A 23,493-nucleotide genomic window follows, 5' to 3' on the forward strand; every position below is an offset into this window, starting at 1 on the left:
TTAAACTCATAATAAATTTTACCGCTCACCTCTCAGATAATGAAATCTCAATTTGTAAAAACCTGCGCATGGTCCATGCTATTCTTTATAACGGCCATCCAATCCGTTTTTGGCCAGACAAGAAAAAATGATCAAATCATCAAAAAAGACAGCTCCCGGATTGAAAGCAAAATTCTGATTGTAGAAGACCAGATCATTCAATACAAAAAAGTGAGCGATCCGGATGGGCCGGTATTTCATTTGCTTAAATCGGATATTGCAAAAATCATTTTTGGGAATGGAGAGATTCTAACATTTTCCAACCAAATCAACAGTCCATCAGCAAATAAGCAAGGTTCGGTAATTCTTTATCCAGTACGTCCCTGGGTGCAAAAAGAATTTATAAACGACCTCAGCATATGGCGGACAACGGATCTCAGAAATGCTTACAAATATTATAATGACAGATCAAAGACCGGGAAAATAGCAGCCATCATATTGGGTTCTGCTGGTGGTGCCGCTGCCATTGCAGGAATCATTTGGGCTACTAACAGAAACAAACATGACCCATACGGATATTATAGCTCAACCGATGATGGACCAACCGTTTTAATAGTCGCCGGGTTAAGTACCGGGCTTCTTGGAGGTCTCATTGGCGGAATTAAATCTAAAAAAGATCATAGCAATGCAATTCTGGTTGGAGAAGAACTCAAAAAACGTAATGAGTCTCTAACCAGTTTTGGAATACGTCCTACCCTCAATCCACTGACCAAAAGCGGTTCTCTGTCTCTTATTCTGAAATTTTAATAATACCGGTATGCTGATTTATTTAAATCGAAGTTTTTCTATTTCTTATAGTCTATATTTTTCGAGCTTTTTGCTCTTGTTTTGTTTTTTCAACCATAAATCTGTTGCTCAGGAAAGAAACGCAGATTCTATTTTCACGGTAAAAAAAGACACTTTGATTGTAAAGATTATTGAAGTAAGAATTGATTCTGTAATGTATCAAAAGACCCGAGAGGTTGATAGAATTTATGCTGTGTCAAAATTTGATATTTCCAAAATTATTTATGGAAACGGAGAAATTGAGATGTTCAGCATAACGCTTGGCAAAGGTTCTCCGGTAATACAGGGAGTTGATTCCAAATATTATAACATGGTTTTACCCACTCCTTTTCAGAGATCCATTGCGCAATGGCCAACGGAAAAGTTGATTATTGAACAAAGGCATTTGAGTGATAAAACAGCTTTAAATTTCACACTTGGTTTTATGAGTGTTATTGGTGGCCCTATTATTTGCGTGGCCGGAATAGCGAAAATTTTCGAAAATTCAAATGCTGCCGGGGCCTTAATAGGTGCTGGAAACTTAGTAGCTGCAATGGGAATTCCGTTACTTATTTTTGGATCAAAAAATAAGAAAAAAGCCCGGTTTATTAAGATGGAACTTGGGAGGCGGGGAATTGGGAATTGAATTTCATATCAATGAGGTAATCAGTCTTTTGGAATCGCTATATTTGTAATATGAAGGAACTTACACACATAAAACAAATCCTCAGCAAACTCAAACCTGAGTTAGCTGGAAAATTTCATGTAAGTTCAATTGGCCTTTTTGGATCCATTGTCAGAAATGATTTTAATTCTTCAAGTGACATTGACATTATCGTTGATTTTAGTGAACCAATTGGCATTGAATTCGTCGATCTCGCTGATTTTATTGAAAAAGAACTTAACAAACCAGTTGATTTAGTTTCCAAAAAGGGAATCAAGCCAAAATATTTCAATGCCATAGAATCTGAGATCATATATGTCTAAAAGACAGCCAGCTCTTCTCATTGAAGATATTATTGAAAGTGGAAACAAGATTCTTGATTACACAAAAGAATTATCCTTTGAAGACTTTGTCAATGATAGTAAGACTGTTGATGCAGTAATAAGAAATTTTGAAATAATAGGAGAAGCCGCGAACAGGTTACCCGAAGATTTTAAAGATCAGCATGCCTCCATTGATTGGCACAGAATACGAGGTTTTAGAAATAGAATTGTACATGACTACTTTGGAATTGACTACTCCATAGTTTGGGAAGTAAAGAGTTTTTTTCTCCCGAATCTAATATTTCAGTTACAACAAATAGCGATCTAAAAATTGTGAAATTTTCGCAAAAATCTCTCCATAATCTTTCCTACTAACAAATTAATCAATTCTTTCCCATAAATTAGGAATCAAAAGAAAGTTACAAGGTTGACCGATTTCTATGAACCTCATTTTTACTATTATTTACCTGATATGGTTTTTGTCCGAAACCTTGTTGAACCGGTTACTACGTTCTAAAAGTACGGACAAGCAAAATGCGGATAAAAACTCCTTATTGATAATTTGGGTGACTGTGGTTGCTGCCATCATTTTAGCCGTTTACATTTCCGTTAAATACTATTTCCCCATTTATCCGGATAATATTATTCGATATGTGGGGTTAGGAATTATCTTACTTGGTATTGTTTTGAGAATTGCTGCGGTGTTACAACTAGGTAAATTTTTTACTGTCGATGTCACAATACGTGAAGATCATAAACTTAAAAAGGACGGATTGTATAAATATTTGCGTCATCCCTCCTACTTCGCCTCGTTGATAACTTTTATAGGATTTGGGATTTCAATCAACAGCTGGCCAGGATTGGTTTTAATCGTGGTTGCAGTCATGATGGTATTTATTTTTCGTATCAAAATTGAAGAGAAAATTTTAATCGGCCAGTTTGGTGCCGAATATCTGGAATACAAGAAAAGTACAAAGGGAATTATTCCATTTGTTTATTAAAAGGTAGATTCTGATGGCTATTATTAAATTGGAGACTAAGATAAAATCTGATCTAAATACCTGCTTCGACTATCCCGAAGTATTGACTTACATAAACTATCCACTGCACAAACGAGCGAAAAAGCAATTGATGGCGTAACAAGCGGACTGATAAATATGGGAGAATCAGTAACCTGGGAAGCTATTCATTTTGCTGTCAGACAACGGTTAACTTCAAAAATCACAGCATTTAACCGTCCATTTCATTTCAGAGACGAGCAAATGAAGGGTGCTTTCAAGTATTTTATTCATGACCACTATTTTGAACAAAAAAATGACATAGTGATCATGGAGGATATTTTTGAGTTTCAATCTCCATTCGGATTGATCGGAAAATTGGTTGATCAGATTATCCTTACAAATTATCTAACCAAATTCCTGATTTTAAGAAATAATATGATAAAGGATTTTGCCGAAACGGATAAGTGGAAATCGGTTTTGAAAAATTAGAAAATGAAATGCTTAAACTCAAACAAACCCTTTTAAAATTACATCATAAAATATTCACCTTAATAACAATTTCAATTTGCCTACTCATATGTGTAATCTATGGCTGGATCTCATTCGCAACCTTAACAACTAGAAGCGGTTTGTATGGAGATTTATATCTTTATTATAATTTAACTCAATTCCAATTTGCAGCATATGAAACATTCATAGCTTTGTCGGCAATTTTACTTGTTTTATTTCAGGTGACTTTTTTACTTCACTCGGCTACAAAATGGTTAACAAGAAGCTTTTGGATTTTTTTGTTTTTTATAGGATTAATACTTTCCGAAATTTACTTGCAAACTAGGTTCATCGGAAAGGCTTAATTATCTATACACTATTTATGCCTCCCCATCTCTTTCAAGACCATTATCATTTTCTCCGGCTCATCTGTTTGAATTACATCTGCGCCATTTTTAATTAGTTCTGAAATCGCATTTTTTGCATTTCCTTTCCGGATCTCCTCATCAGGTTCTCCCAAAGCATTAATCCATACTCTGGCATGTTTGTTCTTAATCAAACTGGTAACTTCCGAAGTGTAAAATTTTGAATCAATATGAACCACTTCCGGCTGAAATAGTTTGAGTGCAGAATCTGCCATCGCGTAAGAATAAGCGCGCGGCATCAGCATATATTGTTTATCGGCGGCGTCAACTTTGGCCAAAATTTCGTAATCACTGTCAAAAAAGAAAACCATATCTTTTGTTCCTGTCTTTTTGATCACTTCAATTACAGGCTGGATATTACTGGTTTTCAAATCCAGATCAACCAGGATTTTACCTTTTGCAACTGTCAATGCTTCTTCCAGTGTAGGAATTTTTTCGTCTGTAATTTTTCCTTTTACAACAAGTCTTAATTTCCGCAATTCTTCATAAGTCTGGTCTTCCAGGTTTCCTTTTCCGTTTGTTGTCCGGTCAACTTTCCCATCATGCATCAGCATCGGAATTCCGTCTTTGCTTACTTTCACATCCGTTTCTATAAGATCAATTCCTAAACGAATTCCTTCTTTGATAGCAGGAATAGAATTTTCAGGAAGTTCATGATGAACTGCTCTGTGAGAGGCTACCAATATATTTTTTGAAGCTGTATTTAAAAATTCCTTTCTAATTTCCGCAGCCTGTTTTTGAGCAAAAGTTGTGCAAGTAGCAATAAAAAACAAAACAGAAATGATTGATAATCTTGACATTACAAATAAAAATTGGTTATTAAATCCATAAAAAACATTATTATTAAACAGACAACCAGTCTATTTAACAATTTTAAACTCATCCTTTACATTTCCTTCCGGATCAAAACATTTATACAGGAGCGTATTTCCTTTCATTGAAATATGCTGGTAAAGCGGTCCGTCCTTATATCTTACAACTGCATATTCTTCCTGAAGCCATTCCTCCTGTTTACCCGGAATACTGATTGACATCGTATAAATTGTCCCTTCTGCCGGCGTTTTCATTTCCTTTCCGTTGTTCATCGGTTTTGTTCTCAAATAATAATGCATATGCCCGTTCATGACCATATCCACATGATATTTGTCGAACAACGTTCCCCATTCTTTGCGGATTTCGTCATAGGGCTCAACAAAATTGTAAGGCGGGAAATGGAAGAAAACAAACTTCCATTTAGCTTTTGAAGTTTTAAGTTTTTCTTCAATCCAGGCGCTTTGAGCAGGTACGGAAAGTGTCGCATCAATCATTAAAAACAATGCGTCCTGATAATTGAAAGCATAAGTCATTTCTTTTGGCAGACCTTTGGGACCATTTTCGGGCAAACTGAACATTTCCTGATACATGCCCGCTCCTAATCCATCCTGGCTGTCGTGATTCCCCGGAACTGGCATCAGTGGTTTACTACGAAATACACCACCTGAATACTGCCACAATTCATCCCATTCATTACGATGCAAACCTGTGCTGACTAGGTCTCCTGCGATATCGAAAAAGGAAATTTCCGGATGTCTTTTTAACGCTTTCTGTGCCATATCACCCCAAATCGGCGACTTGTGTGTATCGCCAAACCAGATAAATGAAAAACCATCATTTGTGGCAGATTCCGTTTTGAAATTTACCGGAGTTGACCATTTCCCGGATTTTGAACCGACGATATATTGATATTCCGTTCCTGGTTTCAAACCCGCAATTTTCGCTGTAAAGCGGTTAACATAGCGGTCATTTTGGAGCAATCTGTCCTCCATTTTATATACGGAAGCTTTTGAAACCAACGTGTCAGCAGATTTGTCCTGCCAATATTTTACTATTCCCTCTTTCACTTCCATATTCGTTCTCCATTGAACATTCACCGAAGTCTTAGGATCACCACTCCACGTCAGCATAATCTGGTCGGGATTTCGGGAAGACGGAAACAGCGTTTTCCTGAACGCTCCTACAAGATGCGCTTCCCGAGCTCTTCCCCGAACGGTTGTAAAAAGTTGTTGTCCAACGAGAGATTCCGGTACTTCTGTCAAAATTAATCCATCCCAATCATGGTAAGTAAACGCACCTTTTTTCATGGTCATCAACGGATACTGAGACGGTTCCACATTCGTAATTTTTAAATCATCACCCTTTTTCTGCGGACCTACACTTATAAAATAGACAGGCCGGTTTTTATCAAAACCATTGATACCTAATTCGATTTTCCCGGCGTCAAAATCTTTCTGCCAGACTTCGTAAGTATATTCTTCATTTTTAACGAACATTCCGGTTTTCTTAAATCCGCTTTCTTCAATCCAGAACGGAACTACTTTTTGTGCCGAATCTCTCATTAATGAAACGGTCACCGGGACATTTACCTCAAAAGTCCAGAATTTTGTAGCCAGCGTATGCAGTTCATCTTTTGTCAAAAAAGTCAGGATGTATTTTTCTGAAATCGTATCCAGCTGTTCAGGTTTCAGATTTTTGTAAAGTCTGGTAACGGCCTCATCCATAACCGTTTTTACAGTACCGGATTCGTTTGCCTTTTCATTTTTACATGACCAAAAAATGAAAGAAAGAAAAAGGCAAAACAATAGATTTTTAAGAATAGGAGTAAATTTCATAACGAAGGCTAAGTTTAGTTTAATAATCAAAAAAGTAACAGCAACGGTTTTCGACGATGCTGTTACTTCATTATCACTCACAAAAATTACAATACTGCTTTATCATTCGTAAGAAAAACCCGGGTACTTTCCGTGTAGGTACCACCATTTGCATCCTTGTATTTCAGATCAACATAAAAGGCACGGAAGCCGCTTGCCGGGAATGACTGATTCACATTAATTTTTGCTTTATTTTTGATACCCAGACTTTTACTTGTCCATTTATCATCTCTGATATCCTGATCTTTCGAATCCGCCGACCAAAGAATTACATCCACCAACGGATCAGCCGAAGCTTTTACAGCAATATTGACACCTTTTTTGTCCGCAGTTTCTTTCCATTCACAAACCGGATATGGGCTTTTTGTTATTGTATTTCCAAAAAACGCACTTAAAGCTTCCATGGCCTGTTTTCCTCCGCCGAGGTTATGGCCGGCGTTTGGAACGTAGTGCAGCATGTTATTACCAGGAATATCTTTCAGGTAATTTTTGATATTATCAACAACCCAATATTCATCGTTTGTACCCATGATGATCAATTTCGGCATCGTCAGTTTTGAACGGTAAGAATACGGATCGATCATGGTTGTGATGGCCGCCCCATCCGGTGTTTTGCTATTTTGCGGAATACCAAGTTTCACATAATCCTCGATCTGGATACTGTAATCACCCCAGGATTTTATCTGATATTCAAGGCTCACCGGCATATTCAAAATATCTATTACCATCGGTGCAATAGCTACAACGCGTTTGTCATTAGCGCCTGTAAGCCAGGTAGTCCAGCCACGTTTTGATGCGCCGGAAACTACAAACCGGTTTACCTGGTGATTCAGTTTTTGTTTTGAAAATTCCTGGACAACATCCATCGCACGCACTGCACTTTTCACCATAGGGAAAAGTAAAGGCCAGCTGTAATCTTTATCTTTTTTGAAATTATGCAGTGTGTAAGAAATCAACGCATCTTCCGTGAGATCTCCAAAAAACGGTTGATTTGGCGTTTGTTTTAATAAAGTTACAATTGCCTTATTCGCCTTTGCAACACCGCCCAATGTCACCAATAAATCATCCTCTTTTTTATTACTCCAATTCGGAAGTCCGTCTTTATTGGATCCGCCGGTTATGAATAAAAGTGCTCCGTCAAATTTATTATCCTTCGGCACCATAATCGTCATTTGATGCGTCCAGGTAAATTCACGCCACTTTTGTGAAGTTACAAGAAGATTATAGAACGTAACATCACTTTGTGTATAGGAATCTTTCAACTCCCATTTCAAAGATTTGTCACCATTGTCAAGATAACTTTGAAGTGCCGTTTCTGGTGTAATCGGCTTTTGTGCCAGTACAGTAATCGTAAAAATTAATTGGATAAAAAGTATTTTCAAGGCCAATTCAAATCTATTTTTTTTCATTGTGCAGAAGGTTTTGTTTATCGATTTTAAGGATTATTTATTCGTATTGCTTTGTACCATATTCATCTCAAACCCATCCGGCCTGGGACTTTCTGAAATCAGTTTCAGTGCCTGGTCAATATAAATTTCGCCTGTCATTTCTCCCAGACTTGTTCTGCTTACATAATCGTAACGTTTGAAACTGTTGAAATCAACTTTGGTCAGCATATAGCCAAAAGCATCGTTTGTCAGCCCGAACAGAAACGGAGATTTGGTATTCATTTTCCGTTTGATATAATAGCCAATATTGGGAAGTGCTTCGCCGGGGATTGTTAAAATCTGCGCGGTTCCGATGTTTAAAAGATTCAGTTGTGTCGAAACTTTATTCGGGCCGGACATTTCATTTTTAATAGGAGAATTTTTGAGAATGTATCGCATAATTTCCGAATCCACCGGAAATTCGATTTTTCTTGAAGTACAATAAAGCGCGGGATTCTGCTGAATTTCTGCTTTATTGACAATCCGTAATGCTTCATCAGCCAGCAATTCCCCGATACGTTTGCATTCCTGCCAGTCGTTTGCTTCCTTTTTATCTTCCGTCCGGTTATCCGCTGTGACCATTCCACCTTGGGCACCGTTCATGAAAAGAGCAATACCACCGGTTTGGGATTCTATTTTTTCATAAAGCGGTCCGCAAAGATCCGGGCTTAAAATACCTCTTCCCGACCCAATGATTTCAGGATGAATTGCATAATTGACCAAAGTCGCAATTACGTTTCCCTTACTTTTTCCCGAATTTGAAATCGCCTGAATGACACCGCAACGAGGATCATAAAGCCGATCAGCATAATAGTTGTAAGCAATTTTTCCTTTTGCTTCGCCCATGGCAATTTTTAAAGAAGCAGGTTCAAGATTTTTCACGGCTTCGTTAACAGCATCCGCAATCTGTTTTGTACACCAATCCAGATAATTCAGGTCTGCAAAAGTTTCACCTTTTTCATTTGGAAAAGCATACGCGTCAGGCCCGCTGTGTGTATGCGTTGCACCGATCAAAATATTTTCAGGATTTATGCCTTTAATCAACGCTCTGGATTTGTTTCCCAAAGCTGCCGGCCAGCCAAGATTATCAACGTTTACTATGGCAACCCTCGTATTCCCTTTTTCCAAAACCAAAACCCTGGCAAACAGATCTCCATTTTTTTCCGTTGATTTTTTGGGTGTCCCAATACCTCCAGAAACCGGTAAAAGTGGATTTGGCGTAATGATCCTGACCGCACCTGCCGCCTTAAAACTTTGGGCAAAACAGCTCGAAATTGTTAGAAAGACAAAGCTCAGATAAATCAAAAATGCTTTTCTCATCATCAACTTTAATAATAATGAGGGCAGTTCAGCACTGCCCTCTATTGATATTCACCAAAGGATATACTTAGATTAAAACCTTATCGTACTATCCTCTATTATTATTTCTACCAAGGTTTGCCTGCACCCTGGATTATCCACGGCTTAGACCATGCACTGTTTTTGCCATCAGCGGCCGAATAAGTGGTTGATTCCAGTTTATTGATTGCATCGTCAGCGTTTGCTTTGTTAAGATTTCTTTCATCGAGCATATAATAAAATCTAACCGGAAGAACAGTTCTTTTTCCCTGAGGACCGGTTTGAAGTACCGGATAACCTGTTCTTTTATAATCAAACCAGGCTTCACTTGCGGCTGTCCAGCTTGCAATCCATTTTTGCTCGATGATCTGTTTTTGTGTTTTGTTATAAGCAACACTTGGCTGAGCCACATAAGCGGCATAAGAACTTGCCAGTCCCCAGGCTGTGAAAGAAGCCTGAATTGCAGCTTTGTAATGCGTTTCCGCATCTCCTGCCGCCCAACCTTTTTGTGCAGCCTCCGCCAAAATAAAATGAACTTCCGCAGCTGACATCAATCTTGCTTTCAACAAATCACCTTTTGGCGCTTTGTACATGGTGTTAAGCCAGGAAACGTGCGGATTGTCGGCACCTTGTGCAGCCGTCGGGCTCATATTATAACTTGCGCCTGATAATAGCGAAACCGGCAAACCAACATAATTCTGATTCGTATCAATCGGAATTCCCGCAACTTTATCAGGTGATAAATAACGTTTCCCGTTTTTAATCACGTCCGATTTTGCCGGAAGAGTTGGATCAATTACCAAAGGAATCTGCACTTTATTTGCCCAGACACCCAGACGTGGATCGTTAACGGCAAGCATGGCTTTTACCAAAGTATTACACATTTTTATTCTTCTGTAATTACTTTCACTTGCATCATCTCTTGTGTTAGCCGGCCATGAATCGGCACTGCTATTTCCGGCAAAACCCATCGTCGCGTCGTCTGCTGCAACGTTCATGATTGGATATTGTGTTGCATTACCTACAATTTTCTCAATTCCGGCTTTGGCAACATCTGGTTTTTTATCAGAAATACGCATGTAATATCTCAATGCCAGAGAATTCGCCAGTTTTCTCCATTTGGCCGGATCACCCGCATAATACACATCAGGAATGACGATCGTGCTGTTATACTCCGCTTTGTTTTTTGATAATAGAGTATTCGCCTTGTCAAGATCTGCCAATATTCCTGTATAAATATCTTCCTGATTATCAAACGCCGGGAATGTATTCGCTGAACCGCCTTCCGATGCTTTCAAGGCGGCAGAATAAGGTGCATTTCCCCAAAGATCCGTGATCAAACCAAAAATCATTGACTTCATGACCAACGCAACACCTTGCTGCAATGGGTAATTCAGTTCAACCGAACGGTCATATACATACTGATTATTGGTAAGAATTGCATACCAGCCGCTCCATGAATTGGTTTGTCCCCAGTCGTAATCATTGTGTTCTCCACTCCATCCGTCTTTTTGCGTATGCTGCATGACACCGCCAATAATCTGGTCATAATTTAAACTGACAAACTGTTTTCCTGTTTCAGTAAGTACCGTAGAAAGTACAAGATTCGGATTCGCTGTTGTCGGATCCACGCCGTTTGGGTTCTTGTTCACTTCCGTCAGATCTTTGCAGGAAGAGGCAAGAAATACTGACATCATCAGTATAAGCGATTTTATATATTTAGTCTTCATCATGAATCAATTTGAACCGTTTTTAAAAAGTTAAACCAAGCTTAAATCCAACAGGAATAACCCAGGGCGTAACGTTGTATCTTTCAATTCCCTGTTTAAACTGGCTTCCTGAGCCTTGTGTACCAGATTCAACCTGAAAAGCTGTTTCAGGATCGATGTTAATTTTGGCTTTTGTCCAAAGAATAATATTTCTGCTATAAACCGAGAAATTAGCACTTTGCATACCAATCTTTTTTGCAAAATTCACGGGCAGGTCATATCCGAAAGATATTTCTCTCAGCTTAACAAAAGACGCATCATACGTAAAAGGACGAGTGAATGACCAGGTTGTAGCTCCTGCTAATGGCAAATATTGTGTTCCTGTTCCGCCGAGGTTTTCCGTATAACCTGTTGGATTTCCAGCCGCATCATAACCCGTTGCAATTACACCCGGAACGAAAACGCCGCCGTGAGGAAGAGGAATTCCGCTGTAATTAACCGGGAAACTTCCATAATCAGGAGTTGGACCACCTACAAGAGGAAATACATTTCCATTGATTTTGATCTGTTTTTCCTGATTTGCTACCAAATGATCTCTCAAAGCATCACCCGTAAGTCCGTTCGGATTGATCAGTTTGTCATAAAAAAGTTGAGAATGACCGTCTTCTTCACCATAACGATAGGTTTGTGAAACAAAACTTCCTCCGTTGCGCCAGTCAAATGTCATGTTTAAACTGAATCCCTTATACGCAAGTGAAACCTGGCCGCCAAGCGTAAATTTAGGATTGAAATTACCAATTTTATTTTTTGTGTTAATTGCATCCACCGACTGCCATTTACCGGTTTTATCCAGAATCGGATAACCATAATACGGAGAAGCTTTGTCTGTTACCGTTACAACCTGTGCATCATAAATATCGCCAACCTGTTCTCCTACATAAGTCCAGGCACCACCTTTTGCATCTGTCCAAAGTGTAAAGTATGGCAGGTCATCAGACAATCTTTTAATCGTTGTACGGTTTCTGCTAAGGTTTGCGTTGACATCCAGTCGCCATCCGTTTTTATTAAGTGGCGTTCCGCCCAATGTCAATTCAATACCTTTACTTTCCAAAAGGCCGGCATTAATACTTTTGGTTGTGTAACCTGACGATGGAGGCAGTTTTGTACTCAAAATCTGGTTTTTATTTTCCGCCATATAATAAGTCGCACCGAAACGTAAACGGTTTTGGAACATATTCAAATCAGCTCCCACTTCATAAGATGTAGAAATTTCCGGTTTCAGATTCAGGTTGAAAAGATTATTCGAAACCGTAAGTCTTGGAACACCATTCCAGGTTCCGGCATTGCCCAACGTGCTTAATAAAGAATAAGGATTTGCATCATTACCAACCTGTGCGACACCACCTCTGACTTTCAACATATTGATCTTGTCAGTCATCGGAATCATTTCATTGATCAACAGACTCAAAGATGCCGAAGGGTAAAAATAAGATCGGTTTGCGGCTGGTAATGTACTTGTCCAGTCGTTTCTGGCTGTAACATCAAGATATATCATTTCCTTGAAGCTCAAATTCGCCAGCGCGTAGGCACTGTAAACCGATCTTTTGTAGGAACTGCTGTTGTAGGTAAGGTTTGCCGGTAAAATATTCTGAATGGTAAAAACACCCGGGACGATCAAACCTGTACCATTTGTAGAAGAATTGGCAACAGTAGAACCATTCTGATTTCTGTCATTGGCACCAGCAGATATTGAGAATGCGAAACTTTTTAGTGTTTTATGGTAAGTGGCAAGAAAATCCGTGTTGCTTTCAAAAGTTGCTATATTAGTTAAACCATATGCACCATTCGGCTCAGCGGTATAACTGTTGGCAATTTTAGTTTGTCTTTTTTCCTGATAGGTATCAAGAGAGTAACGTCCAAAAATGCTTAGTTCCGGCGTAATCTGCCATTCTGCTTTTACGTTTCCAAAAACGCGGTCTCTGACAAAACTATTATTTACCTCGTTTGCCAGGAAATAAGGATTGTTGAAAACGCCTTTATATTGAGAGCGCTGCTGCAAACCTTCCTGTCCCGGCAGCCAGTAATCTTTCAAATCGCGGATATCCGTATGCGGTGAAACTCCGTAAGCCCATTGAAGGGGATTTGTACCCCGGTTTCCAGCCGGACGATTATTTGAATTGTTACGACTAAAATCCAGATTGCTGCTTACTCTTACCTTCTGGCTAACTTTAACTGATGTGTTAAGGTTTAAACTATTTCTGAATAAATCTGAATTTGGAACGATGCCTCGGTTTGTCATATTGGCATAAGACAAGCGATAGGTTACCATTTCCGTGCTATTGGAAATAGACACACCATTAGTTGTTGTAATACCGGTCTGTACAAAATTCCTGACATTATTTTTGTGTGAAACCAAGGGCATGGCAATCGGTTTGCCATCTGCCCCAATCGGGCTGTTCCATTGCACCTCTTCATAACCTTTATCTAATGCTGCACCATAAGTGGCAGTGATACTTTCATCTACCAACTTTTTGAAAGGATTACTATACGGATTGTTCGTGATAGAAGTTGGAATAGCTGAATACTGGCCTGAACCAAATTCTGTCTGCCATTTCAAATATTTATATGGCTTATCAAAAACAGTATTTGAAGAAACGGTAACCGTCATTTTCTTCACTTTTGAACCACTTTTTGTTGTGATTAGAACAACACCATTTCCTGCTCTTGAACCGTAAAGTGCCGCTGCACTTGGACCTTTCAGGATGGAAACGTTTTCAATATCATCCGGGTTAAGGCTGGAAAGTGCATTACCATAATCCACTTTGTTGTCCGTTCCTATTTCGGTGACATTATTTAAAGTATTGGCAATTGGTACACCATCTACCACAAATAAGGGCTGATTATCATTACTTAAAGATTTTGCTCCACGGATCACCATGCTTACAGAAGAACCCGTAGCACCAGTTGAACTGATGGCAACACCCGCCACTTTTCCGGCCATGGCGTTCAACACGTTTTCCTGCGAAACACGGTTAAATTCCTTGCCGTCCACTTTTCCTACTGAATATCCAAGCGATTTATCTTCACGTTTGATACCCAGGGCAGTCACGGTTACTTCATTAAGATTCTCTGTATTAGCTACTAACGAAACATCAACAACGCTGCGATTATTTACCGGAACTTCTTGTAAAAGATATCCTACAAAAGAAAATACCAGAACAGGGCTATCTCCTGTTATTTCGATTGAGTATTCCCCGGCCGCGTTTGTACTGGTTCCTCTTTGTGTACCTTTCAATACGACGTTGACACCTGGCATACTTGCGCCGTCCTGACCAGAAACTTTTCCCGTGATCGTTCTGTCAGCCTTTTTCTCTGCTTTTCCGTTTTTATTCCCGGCAAAAACTCCTGCTTTTGCCATTTGGCTAAACGGGAGACTCAGCGCTACAAGTATCAGCAGACGTTTGAAAACCCGCAGATAAAAATTGATAAAATTTGATCTCATAATTTTCGATGATTTATTTGAACAGCATGACGTAAGGGTAAATGATTGTAAATTCCTGATAGGGTTAATTCATAAAAATGTAAGAGGGCTTTCTCCATAGACTAATGTTTAGGTAACTAATTGTATTCTGATCAATAGAAGCGAAACCTGCCGGCGCATTTTTGAAACTGCCGGAATGAGCTATCCGGATTATCCAATTTTTATATGTTAAGAATTTGTTATGTATGCATACTAATTTAAAGGAAATACCTATCCGATTACGAATTGTCAGCCCGTCAGAAATTAGCAGTACATAAACATTTGTATTACTTTAAAACGTTGGTAATAGACTATTATCAGAAATTAAAAAATAATGAATTGAGTAAACGGTTGAAAAGGGCACAAAAAAATCCGGAAATGGTTGAAAAAATTCAGCACATTTCCGGACTAGACTCTTATTTTATTATTTCAAAACTTTCATAATCAGCACCTTGCCAAACAATTCCTGACAATCAAATGACCACTTCCTGACAAATTCTGACAACAATTGTCCGGCAAATCCAACCACTTATTGCAGCAACCAGATTTTAGAGAATTGATCGTCTACTGCTGGCGACAAAGACGATACACCAAGATCATAAGCATCTCTGTTTTGCCCAAGTTCATTACCCGGGTAGCGGTAGCGAAGCGGGAATGTATAAGTACCTAATCTGCCATTGTTGAATATATTTGGTAATTTAGTACGACGCAGGTCAAGATAAGCTTCCGCAGAAACCAGGAACAAACTGATCCACTTTTGGTCTGCGATTTTCGCAAGTTGGCCTGCCTTATCTGTTGGTAAAGCAATATTTGACTGAGCCAGATATTTTGTAACTGTTGCCTGAGGTACTCCCCAGCGAAGCAGTGAATTTGTAATTCCTTTGCGGTAATAAGTATCAGCGCTTCCGGTGATTAATCCTTTTGCAGCAGCTTCTGCCAACAAAAACTGAACTTCATCACTGTTCATAATCTGCGCTTTAAGCAGCGGATGCGTGTTTTGTCTGAACAATGTAGAGAATTTGGAAACTTTAAAGTTACCTACAACACCACCGGCGGCTGTATTATAATGCCCGTTTCCATTTTTCCAGTCAGCCTGCATACCAGCAATGAAACCAACATAAACTTTATTGGAATCAATCAATATATCTTTTGTCGCGTATTCAGCAATTTCAGGTTTTGACCTGTCGATATATTCCCAGGTTGAAGAATAAGTATAACCATTTGGATCTGTGGTTGCAAAAGTAACACCGTCAAGACTTTTGTCGCTTGTCCACGGTCTTTCAACAGGAGCAAACCAGATTGCTGCGCGCGGATCGCTCAAATCCGCCAATTTGTCAACTAATGTCTTACATGGTCTCCTTTTATTGAATTCATCAACAGAACCCCAGTTAACAGTACCACCCGTCCAGGAATTTCCCAGAATGCTTCCATTATCACCTGTCGTTCCAATATAAGAAATCGAAGCATTTTCAGTAGGTTCGGATAAAACATTTCCGGAAATAGCCGCAATTTTTGCTCCCACATCAGTGATTTTGCCTGATGCACGCATTAATAATCTTAGTTTTACCGAGTTGGCGAATTTTTGCCATTTAACTTTGTCACCTGCAAACATCAGATCATACGAGGTTGATATTTCTTCGGTTCCACCAGAAATTAATGTGGACGCTTCGTCAAGTTCAGTAAGTAATCCGTTATAGATATCCTGTTCTTTGTCATATTTTGGATACAAAATACCTTCTCTCGCTTTCAAAGCCTCCGAATAATACACATCACCATAAAAATCGGTCATGAAAGAAAAAAGCATCACCCGGAAAACCTTGAAAATCCCTTGATGTGTTTTTGAACCGCGGGTTTGTGCAAGATTGATAGAACCATCAATGAGTTTAAGAATATCCATGGCATCATACATATCCGTGGTAGCCAATCTGAAACCATCATAGAAGTTATCACCACTCTGGTAATTACTTTCCATATGCTGAACAGCAGCAGGAAGTTTTCTGTTATCAAAACTCATCTTTTGATAAAAAAGCGATGTTCTTTTGATAACAGAAGCTAGCAGATATGGATCATTTACCGACTCGATGGCATCTTTTTGCTGTAATGTATCCGCTGTTCGTAACTCGTCTTCACTGCAGGAAGAAAATCCTACCAGTGTAGCAACTAAAAATACTTTAAATATAGATTTCATAATTCTCTGAATGAACGTTATTAATTAAAAATCAACAGAAACCTTGAATCCGTATGAGCGGATACTTGGCAAAGTTGCTCTTAAAATCCCCTGACTTGTACCAACTCCTGAGAATGCAGATTCAGGATCTTCGTGACGACCTGACTTATTCCACTGGAAAAGGTTTCTTCCGTAAACTGACAACATCAGATTGTTAAGGAAATATTTTTTGGTCACGGTACCAGGTACTGTGTATGCAAATGATAATTCTCTCAATTTGAAGTTGGTAGCGCTGTAAGTTCTTGTTGATGCAAAATCCCAGATAATATCTCCGTAACCGTTGTAAGGGAAGTCATAAAAAGTATTGTTTTTGTCTGCACCGTTCACGATATAATCAGCATCTGTTACTGCATCTGCTCCCGTATGGTTAGGGTTTACAAATACACCTTTTACGTAAACAGCATCTTGTACAGCAGTCGAACGCTTCGAATCGTTGTTGCTGTTAATCGCTGCGTAAGTACTTGATCCAACCGCAGGCCATGGAAGACCTCCATGTGCGGCATCACGGCCACCCATCCAGTAAGGATTGTTAGGACCTGAGCTCAAAGTACTTTCCGCTCTTCCGTTCGATTCAAGATACTGCTGGTTCACAGAAACATATTTTCCGCCTTTTCTCAAACTTCCTACGATACCCAGACTGAATTGTTTGTATTTCAAGGTTGTATTGATACCAAGAATAAAATCAGGATTGAAATTACCAAGTCTTCCACGATCTCTTTCATCAGATGACAACTGAACCTTTCCCTGGTCAGAGTCAAGGAGCATCATACCTTTATACTGACCTTCTTTTACACGTAAAATCGGATTTTGTTCGTAAATACTACCGATTTCCTCTCCCTTTGCAATTTTCACCATCGTTTTTCCATCATAGGAAGTAAACACATATCCGTTTGGAGCAAACTGATCAGACAACCTTGTAATCTTCGCTTTGTAATGTGTAAAACTTGTGGAAATGTCCCAGGAGAAATCCTTTGTTTTGATAGGAGTCAGGTTCAGTCCGAATTCAAATCCTTTGTTGGTAACATCACCAATATTGGTCAGCAAACCTGTATAACCCGTTCCAGGCACCAGTGAAATACTGCCAATCTGATCTTTTTGTGTTTTGATGAAATACGTTCCGTCAAACTTAACACGACCTTTAAACAACCACAAATCAAGCCCTGCTTCTTTCGTGATCGAATGCTGCGCTTTGATATTAGGGTCAACCAGCGAACTCGTAAGACTTACCGTATTGGCCGCTCCCCAAGGGCTTGCGTCATATGTATAGGTATCAACTGATCTTTGTTTTACCAAACCGTTACCCACGTCAGCAATGTTAATACGAGGCTTTACCAAGGTAAATACTTCCGGGAAATGGATTGATTCAGAAGCTACCCAGCTCAAAGATGCCGATGGATAGAAATAATGGATTTTTTCTTCCGGCAAAATTCCTTTCCAGTCGTTACGCCCTGTCACATCCAGGAATAATTTCTCATCCCAACCAACCGTTGCATAAGCATATACGCTTTGAGACTTTGTCGTTCTAAAAGGCCAGTTGTTGGCTGCAACCGTAGTTAATGTTCCGGCTTTTATATTCGATACGGCGAATAATCCAGGAGAGTTCAGGTCACCACCGGTAATTTCAGAACTCGTTGTATTATTGAAACGATAGTTACCACCGGCAGATGCACTCACAGAAAGTCTTCCAAAATTTTTGTTATAAGAAAGAATCACATCAGAGTTAGCTTCAATACTGCTGTTATCTCCTGTAACATAACCTCCAAAAGCATCCCCTTTGGCGCCCCACGATTGTCTCATTTCATAAAGTTCTTTCACATTTTCCATCCCTGTTCTTGCCAAAAGAGAGAAATTGTCCGAAAGTTGCCAGTTTAACTGGATTTTTCCGAAGAAATTGTCACGGGTAAATCGGTGCAGTTTTTCATAGGTAGTAAACCAAGGGTTATCGTTGGCAACATCTACACCATTGTCTTTCATGATCGATCCGTTTTGCTTCACACCTTCAAAACCTGTCAGCCAATAATCTTTCATATCGGATAGCGGCTGTAAATTTGTGGGTAAGTTGAAAAGCAAATTATTCAATACACTATTAGAACCCGTTGTATTTTGTTTGTTCGGAGAATAGGTATGGATGTAACTTGAACTAACCGATACATTTATCTTTTTAGTCAGGTTATAGTCAGTATTCAGCGTGAAAGATTTCTGCTCCGTTTTTGTATTTGGCATAACACCAACGTTGGTCATATTTGAAATACCCAAACGGAAGGCACCTCTGTCAGAATTGCCAGTAATGGCTACGCTATTGTTCCAGGTGTGTCCGGTTTGAAGATAAGCCTTAACTCTGTTCTCTTTTGAGGAAGTCATTGGCCCATTGGCCCATTTTTTGTTTTTCACATCCCAGTAATCCGATGAAAACGATCCATCAAGTTTCGGGCCCCAGGTATCTGTATTGTCATACTGCCATTCATTGGCTCTTTCACCCTGGCCAAACTCAGTTTGTTCCTGAATAAACTGGTAGGCTTTTTCCTGTGAGAAAGAAGTTGAGTAAGAAACTCCAAGCCCTCTTCTTCCGCCTCTACCTGATTTTGTAGTGATCATTACAACACCATTTCCACCCTCAGCTCCATATAATGCACCCGCGCTGCCTCCTTTCAGGATGGTCACAGAGGCGATGTCATTCGGGTTTAACTGGGAAAGAATATTACCAAAATCGACACCATCCTTATTGGTAGTTGATTGGGCACCTACCTGGATACCATCAATTACATATAACGGCTGTGAATTCAGGGAAACATTTGTTCCGCCAGGACTTGTTGTAGGCATTGTACTTGTTCCACGAATATTGACAAGTACCGACGAAGTAGGATCGCTACTCAAATTGGTAAAATTCACACCGCTTACTTTACCATCCAGCGACTTCATTAAACTTGGGTTTGACGCTTTCACAAGATCTTCGCTTTTAACCTCTGCGACAGAATAAGCAAGGGATTTTTTCTCACGGCTGATTCCAAGGGCAGTTACAACCACTTCCTTTAAGTTTTCAGCACTGGGTGTGATCACAAAATCCAATATACTGCGACCGTTCACAGGGACATCCTCCTGATTGTATCCAACAAAAGAAAAGACAAGGACCGGGTTGGTACCAGTTACCTCAATCGAATAAGTTCCGTTTGCATTGGTTGTCGTTCCTATCTGTGTGCCTTTCAGGATAATGTTAACACCAGGCATTACAGCGCCATCATCTTTGGATGTCACTTTACCTGTAACTACATTTTGTGCGCTGGCCACCGAAATACCAACTCCGGCCACAAGGACCAGGAGAAATAATCGTCTGAGCACACGCTGAGCAATAGAGTTTGAATTCATAACTTTTAGAATAATAATTGGACAAAGACAAGCGTAAAAGGGTTAATAGAGTTTTTTAATAAGCATCGTTTTTAAACAGGTTTTTTCATTACAACTTTCACGGGTTAGTTTTCTCCTGATCTTTGATTTCATGGTTTCCTGCATTTTCTTTCAGGAGCCGGTCGAAATAAATTTCAAGAGCATCGGAATACTTTTGCTGTTCGTCTTCATTTTTCACACCTTCCAGCAGTTCACCCAGTTCTTCCCCTGAAATCTTGTTAGCGATCAGTTTGTTGATCAAATTTTCAGCCCGGGAATGTGTCATTTTTATTAGCTGGTTAGTTGTTGTATGATACTCTAAGCCCGAAAGAAGAGACTATTATTATATCCTGTTTTTTTTGAAAGATAACTTTTAGTTAATAGTGGAAACAGTTCATATTTTCTCTTTACAATTCAGTTTATTTACCCGGACAGCATCATCCCAACCGATTTAAGCGTAATTTTGAGAAAGCAAACAATACGGTTACAATCAAAATATCGTTTCAAACTGAAACACGGGCAGAGAAGAATGAAGGAAACAGTACGTTATCAAAATTTTTACTTTTTATTTTTAATCCTTCTTCTCACCGGACCGGTCTATGCCCAGATCCCTTCGGCAGGCCAAACGCCGGCTGTAATCATTGGAAATATCACGGTTGAAGGAAATCACCGAACCATGGACCGCATTATTCTCAGGGAAATGGCGATTCAGTCCGGTGATACAATTCCTCAGGATAAACTTGCTGAAACGCTGGAAATTGACCGGCGAAAAGTAATTAATACCAATCTTTTTGTAATAGTAGAATTACTGCTCAAACCAAATGAAGATTCTGTCCGGACTGATATCCGGATTGTGGTAAAAGAACGCTGGTACTTCATAGCAACCCCTGTTTTCCAACTCGCCGACCGGAATTTCAATGAATGGTGGTATGACCGTAACCGTGATTTCAGCAGGACCATTTATGGTATTTATATGAGTTACGGAAATGTGACAGGTCGCGCTGACAAACTTCGGCTGGTTGCAGAATTTGGTTTTATTCCAAAATTTGAAGTTTCCTATTCGCTACCCTATCTGGATAAAGCCCAAAAAACGGGAATCACGGTTGGAGCATCTTATTCAATTAATAAAACAATGGCTTTTCGTACTTGGAGAGATAAATTGGATTATTTCAACAGTGAAGACATTAACAAAAAACGGTTTTATACTTTCGTAACACTTACGCGCAGAAATAAATATTACACCTATCACTCGCTGGATCTGCGTTGGAGCGGCACATCGATCACAGATACTATTGCGGCACTTAATCCCAATTATTTTCTGAAAGGAAGAACCCGGCAAACTTATTTCCAGGTAACCTATTCGTACAGTTACGATAAGCGCGATAATTACCAATATGCTTTGCGGGGAAGAGTTGGAGGAATCCAGTTTTCCAAAATCGGACTTTTGCCATCTGATGAAATTAACCAGGCTTACGTTTATGGTTCCTTCAAACAATACTTTGCTTTGGGTGGTAGGTGGTTTGCAAATTCCGGAGTGCGCGGACGCTTTTCTATTCCTAAAAAACAACCTTATCTGCAAACTGTTGGAATGGGTTACCGAAATGATCTGGTAAGAGGTTATGAATTATACGTAGTAGACGGACAGGATTATGCCCTGATAAAAAATGAGTTGAAATATAAATTATTTTCGGTTCAGAAACATTTCTCCTGGGTTCCGATCCGCCAGTTTAATACGCTTCCGCTGGCCGTTTATATCAATTCTTTTGCAGACGCGGGTTATGTCAAAAATTATTATCCGCAATTCAGCAACACATCGCTGGGAAATAAAGGTATTTATGGAGGCGGCATTGGGCTGGATGTGGTTACTTTTTACAATATCGTTGCGCGCTTCAACCAAACCTTTAATGCAAAAGGAGACCGCCGTTTCTTTTTCAGCATCGGCCGGGAATTTTAGTACAGAACCGGAAAATATTCCCCACTCCCGAAATTCTGAATAAGGGCATACTTTTTTACTTCTCCGATTAAGAATCCCGTTTTTTTTAGATATTACCGAAATATATTTAGCGGATAATTAAAATGACGTTAAAAAAAAGAAACTGATAATAGTTAGATTTGCGGTATATATTTCTTTAAGCAAAAAATGAAACACTTTACACTACTTAGAACCCTTTTGGCAGTTGTGCTTCTTGCACTTACATTACAAAATTGCAAAACAAAAACCAGTCAGGAAAAAGATGCCGAGGTAACGGATTCATCCGCAGTTGCTCCTCCTGCGCATGAAGAACTGAACAGTGACCAATCCGCCTTGCTGGAAAAAGTGATTGGAGATTCTCCCGCCGGAACCTTCCGTGGCATTGTTTTTGGAGATCCTTTATCAAAAGTAAAAGCGACTGAAAATTTTGAAATGTTTGAAGACGTAGCCGATCATGTCGGTTATACTTTTGAAACGGAAAAACTTGAAACAATCGATGTTCAGTATTTTTTGACTGCTGACAAAAAGGTTAACAAAATTACCGTTGATGTTTATTTGAACAGTCCGGATGCTACGAAACAATTGTGGAATGCAGGTAAAAACTATTTCACAGAAACTTATCAGACTCCGAAAGAAAACGGTAAAACAGTAACCTGGAACAAAAATTCCATTCATGTAAGTATGGAAGATGTATCAGAAGGAAAAGATTACGGACTGAAATTCCAGTTTACGCCGGATAAAAATGTACTTGCTGCTAAATAATTTATGATGAAAATTAACCGCCTGATTTTGCTGACAGCTTTTTGTCTGCTGGCATTAAATTCGTTTGCTCAAAAAAAATCAAAAAAGGATTACCTCGTAACCATTACGACTGATTTCGGTAAAATGCGCCTTATTCTGTTTGATGAAACACCGAAACACAAGGAAAATTTTATCAAACTTTCGAAAGACAAATTTTATAACGATTTGCTGTTTCACCGCATTATTAAGGATTTCATGATTCAGGGCGGAGATCCGAATTCACGTAATGCGAAACCGGATGAAGTTTTGGGAAAAGGTGATAACGGATACAAAATCCCGGCAGAAATAAGTCCTAAGCTTTTTCACCGCAAAGGCGCGCTGGCCGCTGCAAGAGATAATAATCCAAAAAAGGAATCAAGCGGATGTCAGTTTTACATCGTTGAAGGTAAAAAATGGAGCAAATCGGATCTTGACAAACAAGCCGCACGTGCAGCAAGAAAATTGACGGATTCACAAAGAAAAGTTTACGAAACAGAAGGCGGAACGCCGCATCTTGACGGTGCTTATACTGTTTTTGGACAAGTAATTGATGGTATTGATATCGTTGATAAAATCAGCGTTCAACCAAAAGATGAGCGTGACCGACCTGATAAGGACATCAAAATGAAGGTTTCTGTTAAGAAAATGAAGAAGAAAAAGATCACAAGAAAATATGGATATGTTTTTGAAAGCTGAAATGCTGATTTGAAAACTTATCATTAAATATAAATCATATAGTCGCCGAA

At 39.3% G+C, this 23,493-nt stretch carries 18 protein-coding genes; 9 read left to right on the plus strand and 9 right to left on the minus strand.

Features of this window, described 5'->3' with window-relative positions:
• The first annotated feature begins 39 nt into the window (after positions 1-39).
• From IEE83_RS24795 to IEE83_RS24820, 6 genes are all read left to right on the plus strand, one after another.
• Entirely contained in the window at positions 40-786 is a 747-nt protein-coding gene (locus IEE83_RS24795; RefSeq protein WP_194123161.1) for a hypothetical protein, read from the plus strand.
• A 10-nt stretch (positions 787-796) separates the two neighbouring features.
• Positions 797-1,450 (plus strand): hypothetical protein, encoded by a 654-nt coding sequence (locus IEE83_RS24800; RefSeq protein ID WP_194123162.1) that lies wholly within the window; start codon positions 797-799, stop codon positions 1,448-1,450.
• A gap of 50 nt (positions 1,451-1,500) precedes the next feature.
• Positions 1,501-1,791, plus strand: coding sequence for a nucleotidyltransferase family protein (locus IEE83_RS24805; RefSeq protein ID WP_194123163.1), 291 nt, complete (start codon positions 1,501-1,503; stop codon positions 1,789-1,791).
• Positions 1,784-2,119 carry a HepT-like ribonuclease domain-containing protein gene (locus IEE83_RS24810; protein ID WP_194123164.1) on the plus strand — a complete coding sequence of 112 codons (336 nt, stop codon included), beginning with the start codon at positions 1,784-1,786 and terminating at the stop codon, positions 2,117-2,119. Before IEE83_RS24805 ends, IEE83_RS24810 begins: the two co-directional genes overlap by 8 nt.
• Positions 2,120-2,231: 112 nt before the next feature.
• Entirely contained in the window at positions 2,232-2,792 is a 561-nt protein-coding gene (locus IEE83_RS24815) for a methyltransferase family protein (protein ID WP_194123165.1), read from the plus strand.
• 156 nt (positions 2,793-2,948) lie between these two features.
• Positions 2,949-3,281: an SRPBCC family protein gene (locus IEE83_RS24820; protein WP_228101962.1), complete on the plus strand. Its 333-nt coding sequence runs from the start codon at positions 2,949-2,951 to the stop codon at positions 3,279-3,281.
• A 376-nt stretch (positions 3,282-3,657) separates the two neighbouring features.
• Here the strand turns inward: IEE83_RS24820 and IEE83_RS24825 are convergent, their stop codons facing one another.
• The 9 genes from IEE83_RS24825 to IEE83_RS24865 all read right to left on the minus strand — a co-directional run bounded on the left by IEE83_RS24825 (position 3,658) and on the right by IEE83_RS24865 (position 20,281).
• Complete coding sequence (locus IEE83_RS24825; RefSeq protein WP_194123166.1) at positions 3,658-4,506, minus strand: glycerophosphodiester phosphodiesterase family protein; 849 nt, start codon at positions 4,504-4,506, stop codon at positions 3,658-3,660.
• Positions 4,507-4,566: 60 nt separating this feature from the next.
• Positions 4,567-6,354: a purple acid phosphatase family protein gene (locus IEE83_RS24830; protein WP_194123167.1), complete on the minus strand. Its 1,788-nt coding sequence runs from the start codon at positions 6,352-6,354 to the stop codon at positions 4,567-4,569.
• An 86-nt stretch (positions 6,355-6,440) separates the two neighbouring features.
• Complete coding sequence (locus IEE83_RS24835; RefSeq protein ID WP_194123168.1) at positions 6,441-7,802, minus strand: PhoPQ-activated pathogenicity-related family protein; 1,362 nt, start codon at positions 7,800-7,802, stop codon at positions 6,441-6,443.
• Between the two features lie 33 nt (positions 7,803-7,835).
• The gene (locus IEE83_RS24840; RefSeq protein ID WP_194123545.1) at positions 7,836-9,140 is read right to left on the minus strand and encodes a hypothetical protein; all 1,305 of its coding nucleotides are present in this window, start codon (positions 9,138-9,140) and stop codon (positions 7,836-7,838) included.
• A gap of 107 nt (positions 9,141-9,247) precedes the next feature.
• Positions 9,248-10,888 (minus strand): SusD/RagB family nutrient-binding outer membrane lipoprotein, encoded by a 1,641-nt coding sequence (locus IEE83_RS24845; protein WP_194123546.1) that lies wholly within the window; start codon positions 10,886-10,888, stop codon positions 9,248-9,250.
• Positions 10,889-10,910: 22 nt separating this feature from the next.
• Positions 10,911-14,285: a SusC/RagA family TonB-linked outer membrane protein gene (locus IEE83_RS24850; protein WP_194123547.1), complete on the minus strand. Its 3,375-nt coding sequence runs from the start codon at positions 14,283-14,285 to the stop codon at positions 10,911-10,913.
• A gap of 631 nt (positions 14,286-14,916) precedes the next feature.
• Positions 14,917-16,575, minus strand: coding sequence for a SusD/RagB family nutrient-binding outer membrane lipoprotein (locus IEE83_RS24855; protein WP_194123169.1), 1,659 nt, complete (start codon positions 16,573-16,575; stop codon positions 14,917-14,919).
• A gap of 24 nt (positions 16,576-16,599) precedes the next feature.
• Positions 16,600-19,977 carry a SusC/RagA family TonB-linked outer membrane protein gene (locus IEE83_RS24860; protein WP_194123170.1) on the minus strand — a complete coding sequence of 1,126 codons (3,378 nt, stop codon included), beginning with the start codon at positions 19,975-19,977 and terminating at the stop codon, positions 16,600-16,602.
• A 97-nt stretch (positions 19,978-20,074) separates the two neighbouring features.
• Positions 20,075-20,281: a hypothetical protein gene (locus IEE83_RS24865; protein ID WP_194123171.1), complete on the minus strand. Its 207-nt coding sequence runs from the start codon at positions 20,279-20,281 to the stop codon at positions 20,075-20,077.
• Positions 20,282-20,524: 243 nt separating this feature from the next.
• Here IEE83_RS24865 and IEE83_RS24870 point away from each other — a divergent pair, with 243 nt between their 5' ends.
• From IEE83_RS24870 to IEE83_RS24880, 3 genes are all read left to right on the plus strand, one after another.
• The gene (locus IEE83_RS24870) at positions 20,525-21,949 is read left to right on the plus strand and encodes a POTRA domain-containing protein (protein ID WP_194123172.1); all 1,425 of its coding nucleotides are present in this window, start codon (positions 20,525-20,527) and stop codon (positions 21,947-21,949) included.
• 186 nt (positions 21,950-22,135) lie between these two features.
• Positions 22,136-22,729 (plus strand): hypothetical protein, encoded by a 594-nt coding sequence (locus IEE83_RS24875; protein ID WP_194123173.1) that lies wholly within the window; start codon positions 22,136-22,138, stop codon positions 22,727-22,729.
• A gap of 6 nt (positions 22,730-22,735) precedes the next feature.
• Positions 22,736-23,443 (plus strand): peptidylprolyl isomerase, encoded by a 708-nt coding sequence (locus IEE83_RS24880; protein ID WP_194123548.1) that lies wholly within the window; start codon positions 22,736-22,738, stop codon positions 23,441-23,443.
• The last annotated feature ends 50 nt before the right edge of the window (positions 23,444-23,493 follow it).

Source organism: Dyadobacter subterraneus (assembly GCF_015221875.1).
Lineage (GTDB): Bacteria > Bacteroidota > Bacteroidia > Cytophagales > Spirosomataceae > Dyadobacter > Dyadobacter subterraneus.

Coding starts and splice junctions, on each gene's coding strand:
- IEE83_RS24880 (WP_194123548.1), top strand. CDS start 22,736: ATGAAAATTAACCGCCTGATTTTGCTGACAGCTTTTTGTCTGCTGGCA.
- IEE83_RS24820 (WP_228101962.1), top strand. CDS start 2,949: ATGGGAGAATCAGTAACCTGGGAAGCTATTCATTTTGCTGTCAGACAA.
- IEE83_RS24840 (WP_194123545.1), bottom strand. CDS start 9,140: ATGAGAAAAGCATTTTTGATTTATCTGAGCTTTGTCTTTCTAACAATT.
- IEE83_RS24805 (WP_194123163.1), top strand. CDS start 1,501: ATGAAGGAACTTACACACATAAAACAAATCCTCAGCAAACTCAAACCT.
- IEE83_RS24815 (WP_194123165.1), top strand. CDS start 2,232: ATGAACCTCATTTTTACTATTATTTACCTGATATGGTTTTTGTCCGAA.
- IEE83_RS24860 (WP_194123170.1), bottom strand. CDS start 19,977: ATGAATTCAAACTCTATTGCTCAGCGTGTGCTCAGACGATTATTTCTC.
- IEE83_RS24795 (WP_194123161.1), top strand. CDS start 40: ATGAAATCTCAATTTGTAAAAACCTGCGCATGGTCCATGCTATTCTTT.
- IEE83_RS24850 (WP_194123547.1), bottom strand. CDS start 14,285: ATGGCAAAAGCAGGAGTTTTTGCCGGGAATAAAAACGGAAAAGCAGAG.
- IEE83_RS24800 (WP_194123162.1), top strand. CDS start 797: ATGCTGATTTATTTAAATCGAAGTTTTTCTATTTCTTATAGTCTATAT.
- IEE83_RS24875 (WP_194123173.1), top strand. CDS start 22,136: ATGAAACACTTTACACTACTTAGAACCCTTTTGGCAGTTGTGCTTCTT.
- IEE83_RS24870 (WP_194123172.1), top strand. CDS start 20,525: ATGAAGGAAACAGTACGTTATCAAAATTTTTACTTTTTATTTTTAATC.
- IEE83_RS24845 (WP_194123546.1), bottom strand. CDS start 10,888: ATGAAGACTAAATATATAAAATCGCTTATACTGATGATGTCAGTATTT.
- IEE83_RS24855 (WP_194123169.1), bottom strand. CDS start 16,575: ATGAAATCTATATTTAAAGTATTTTTAGTTGCTACACTGGTAGGATTT.
- IEE83_RS24835 (WP_194123168.1), bottom strand. CDS start 7,802: ATGAAAAAAAATAGATTTGAATTGGCCTTGAAAATACTTTTTATCCAA.
- IEE83_RS24865 (WP_194123171.1), bottom strand. CDS start 20,281: ATGACACATTCCCGGGCTGAAAATTTGATCAACAAACTGATCGCTAAC.
- IEE83_RS24810 (WP_194123164.1), top strand. CDS start 1,784: ATGTCTAAAAGACAGCCAGCTCTTCTCATTGAAGATATTATTGAAAGT.
- IEE83_RS24830 (WP_194123167.1), bottom strand. CDS start 6,354: ATGAAATTTACTCCTATTCTTAAAAATCTATTGTTTTGCCTTTTTCTT.
- IEE83_RS24825 (WP_194123166.1), bottom strand. CDS start 4,506: ATGTCAAGATTATCAATCATTTCTGTTTTGTTTTTTATTGCTACTTGC.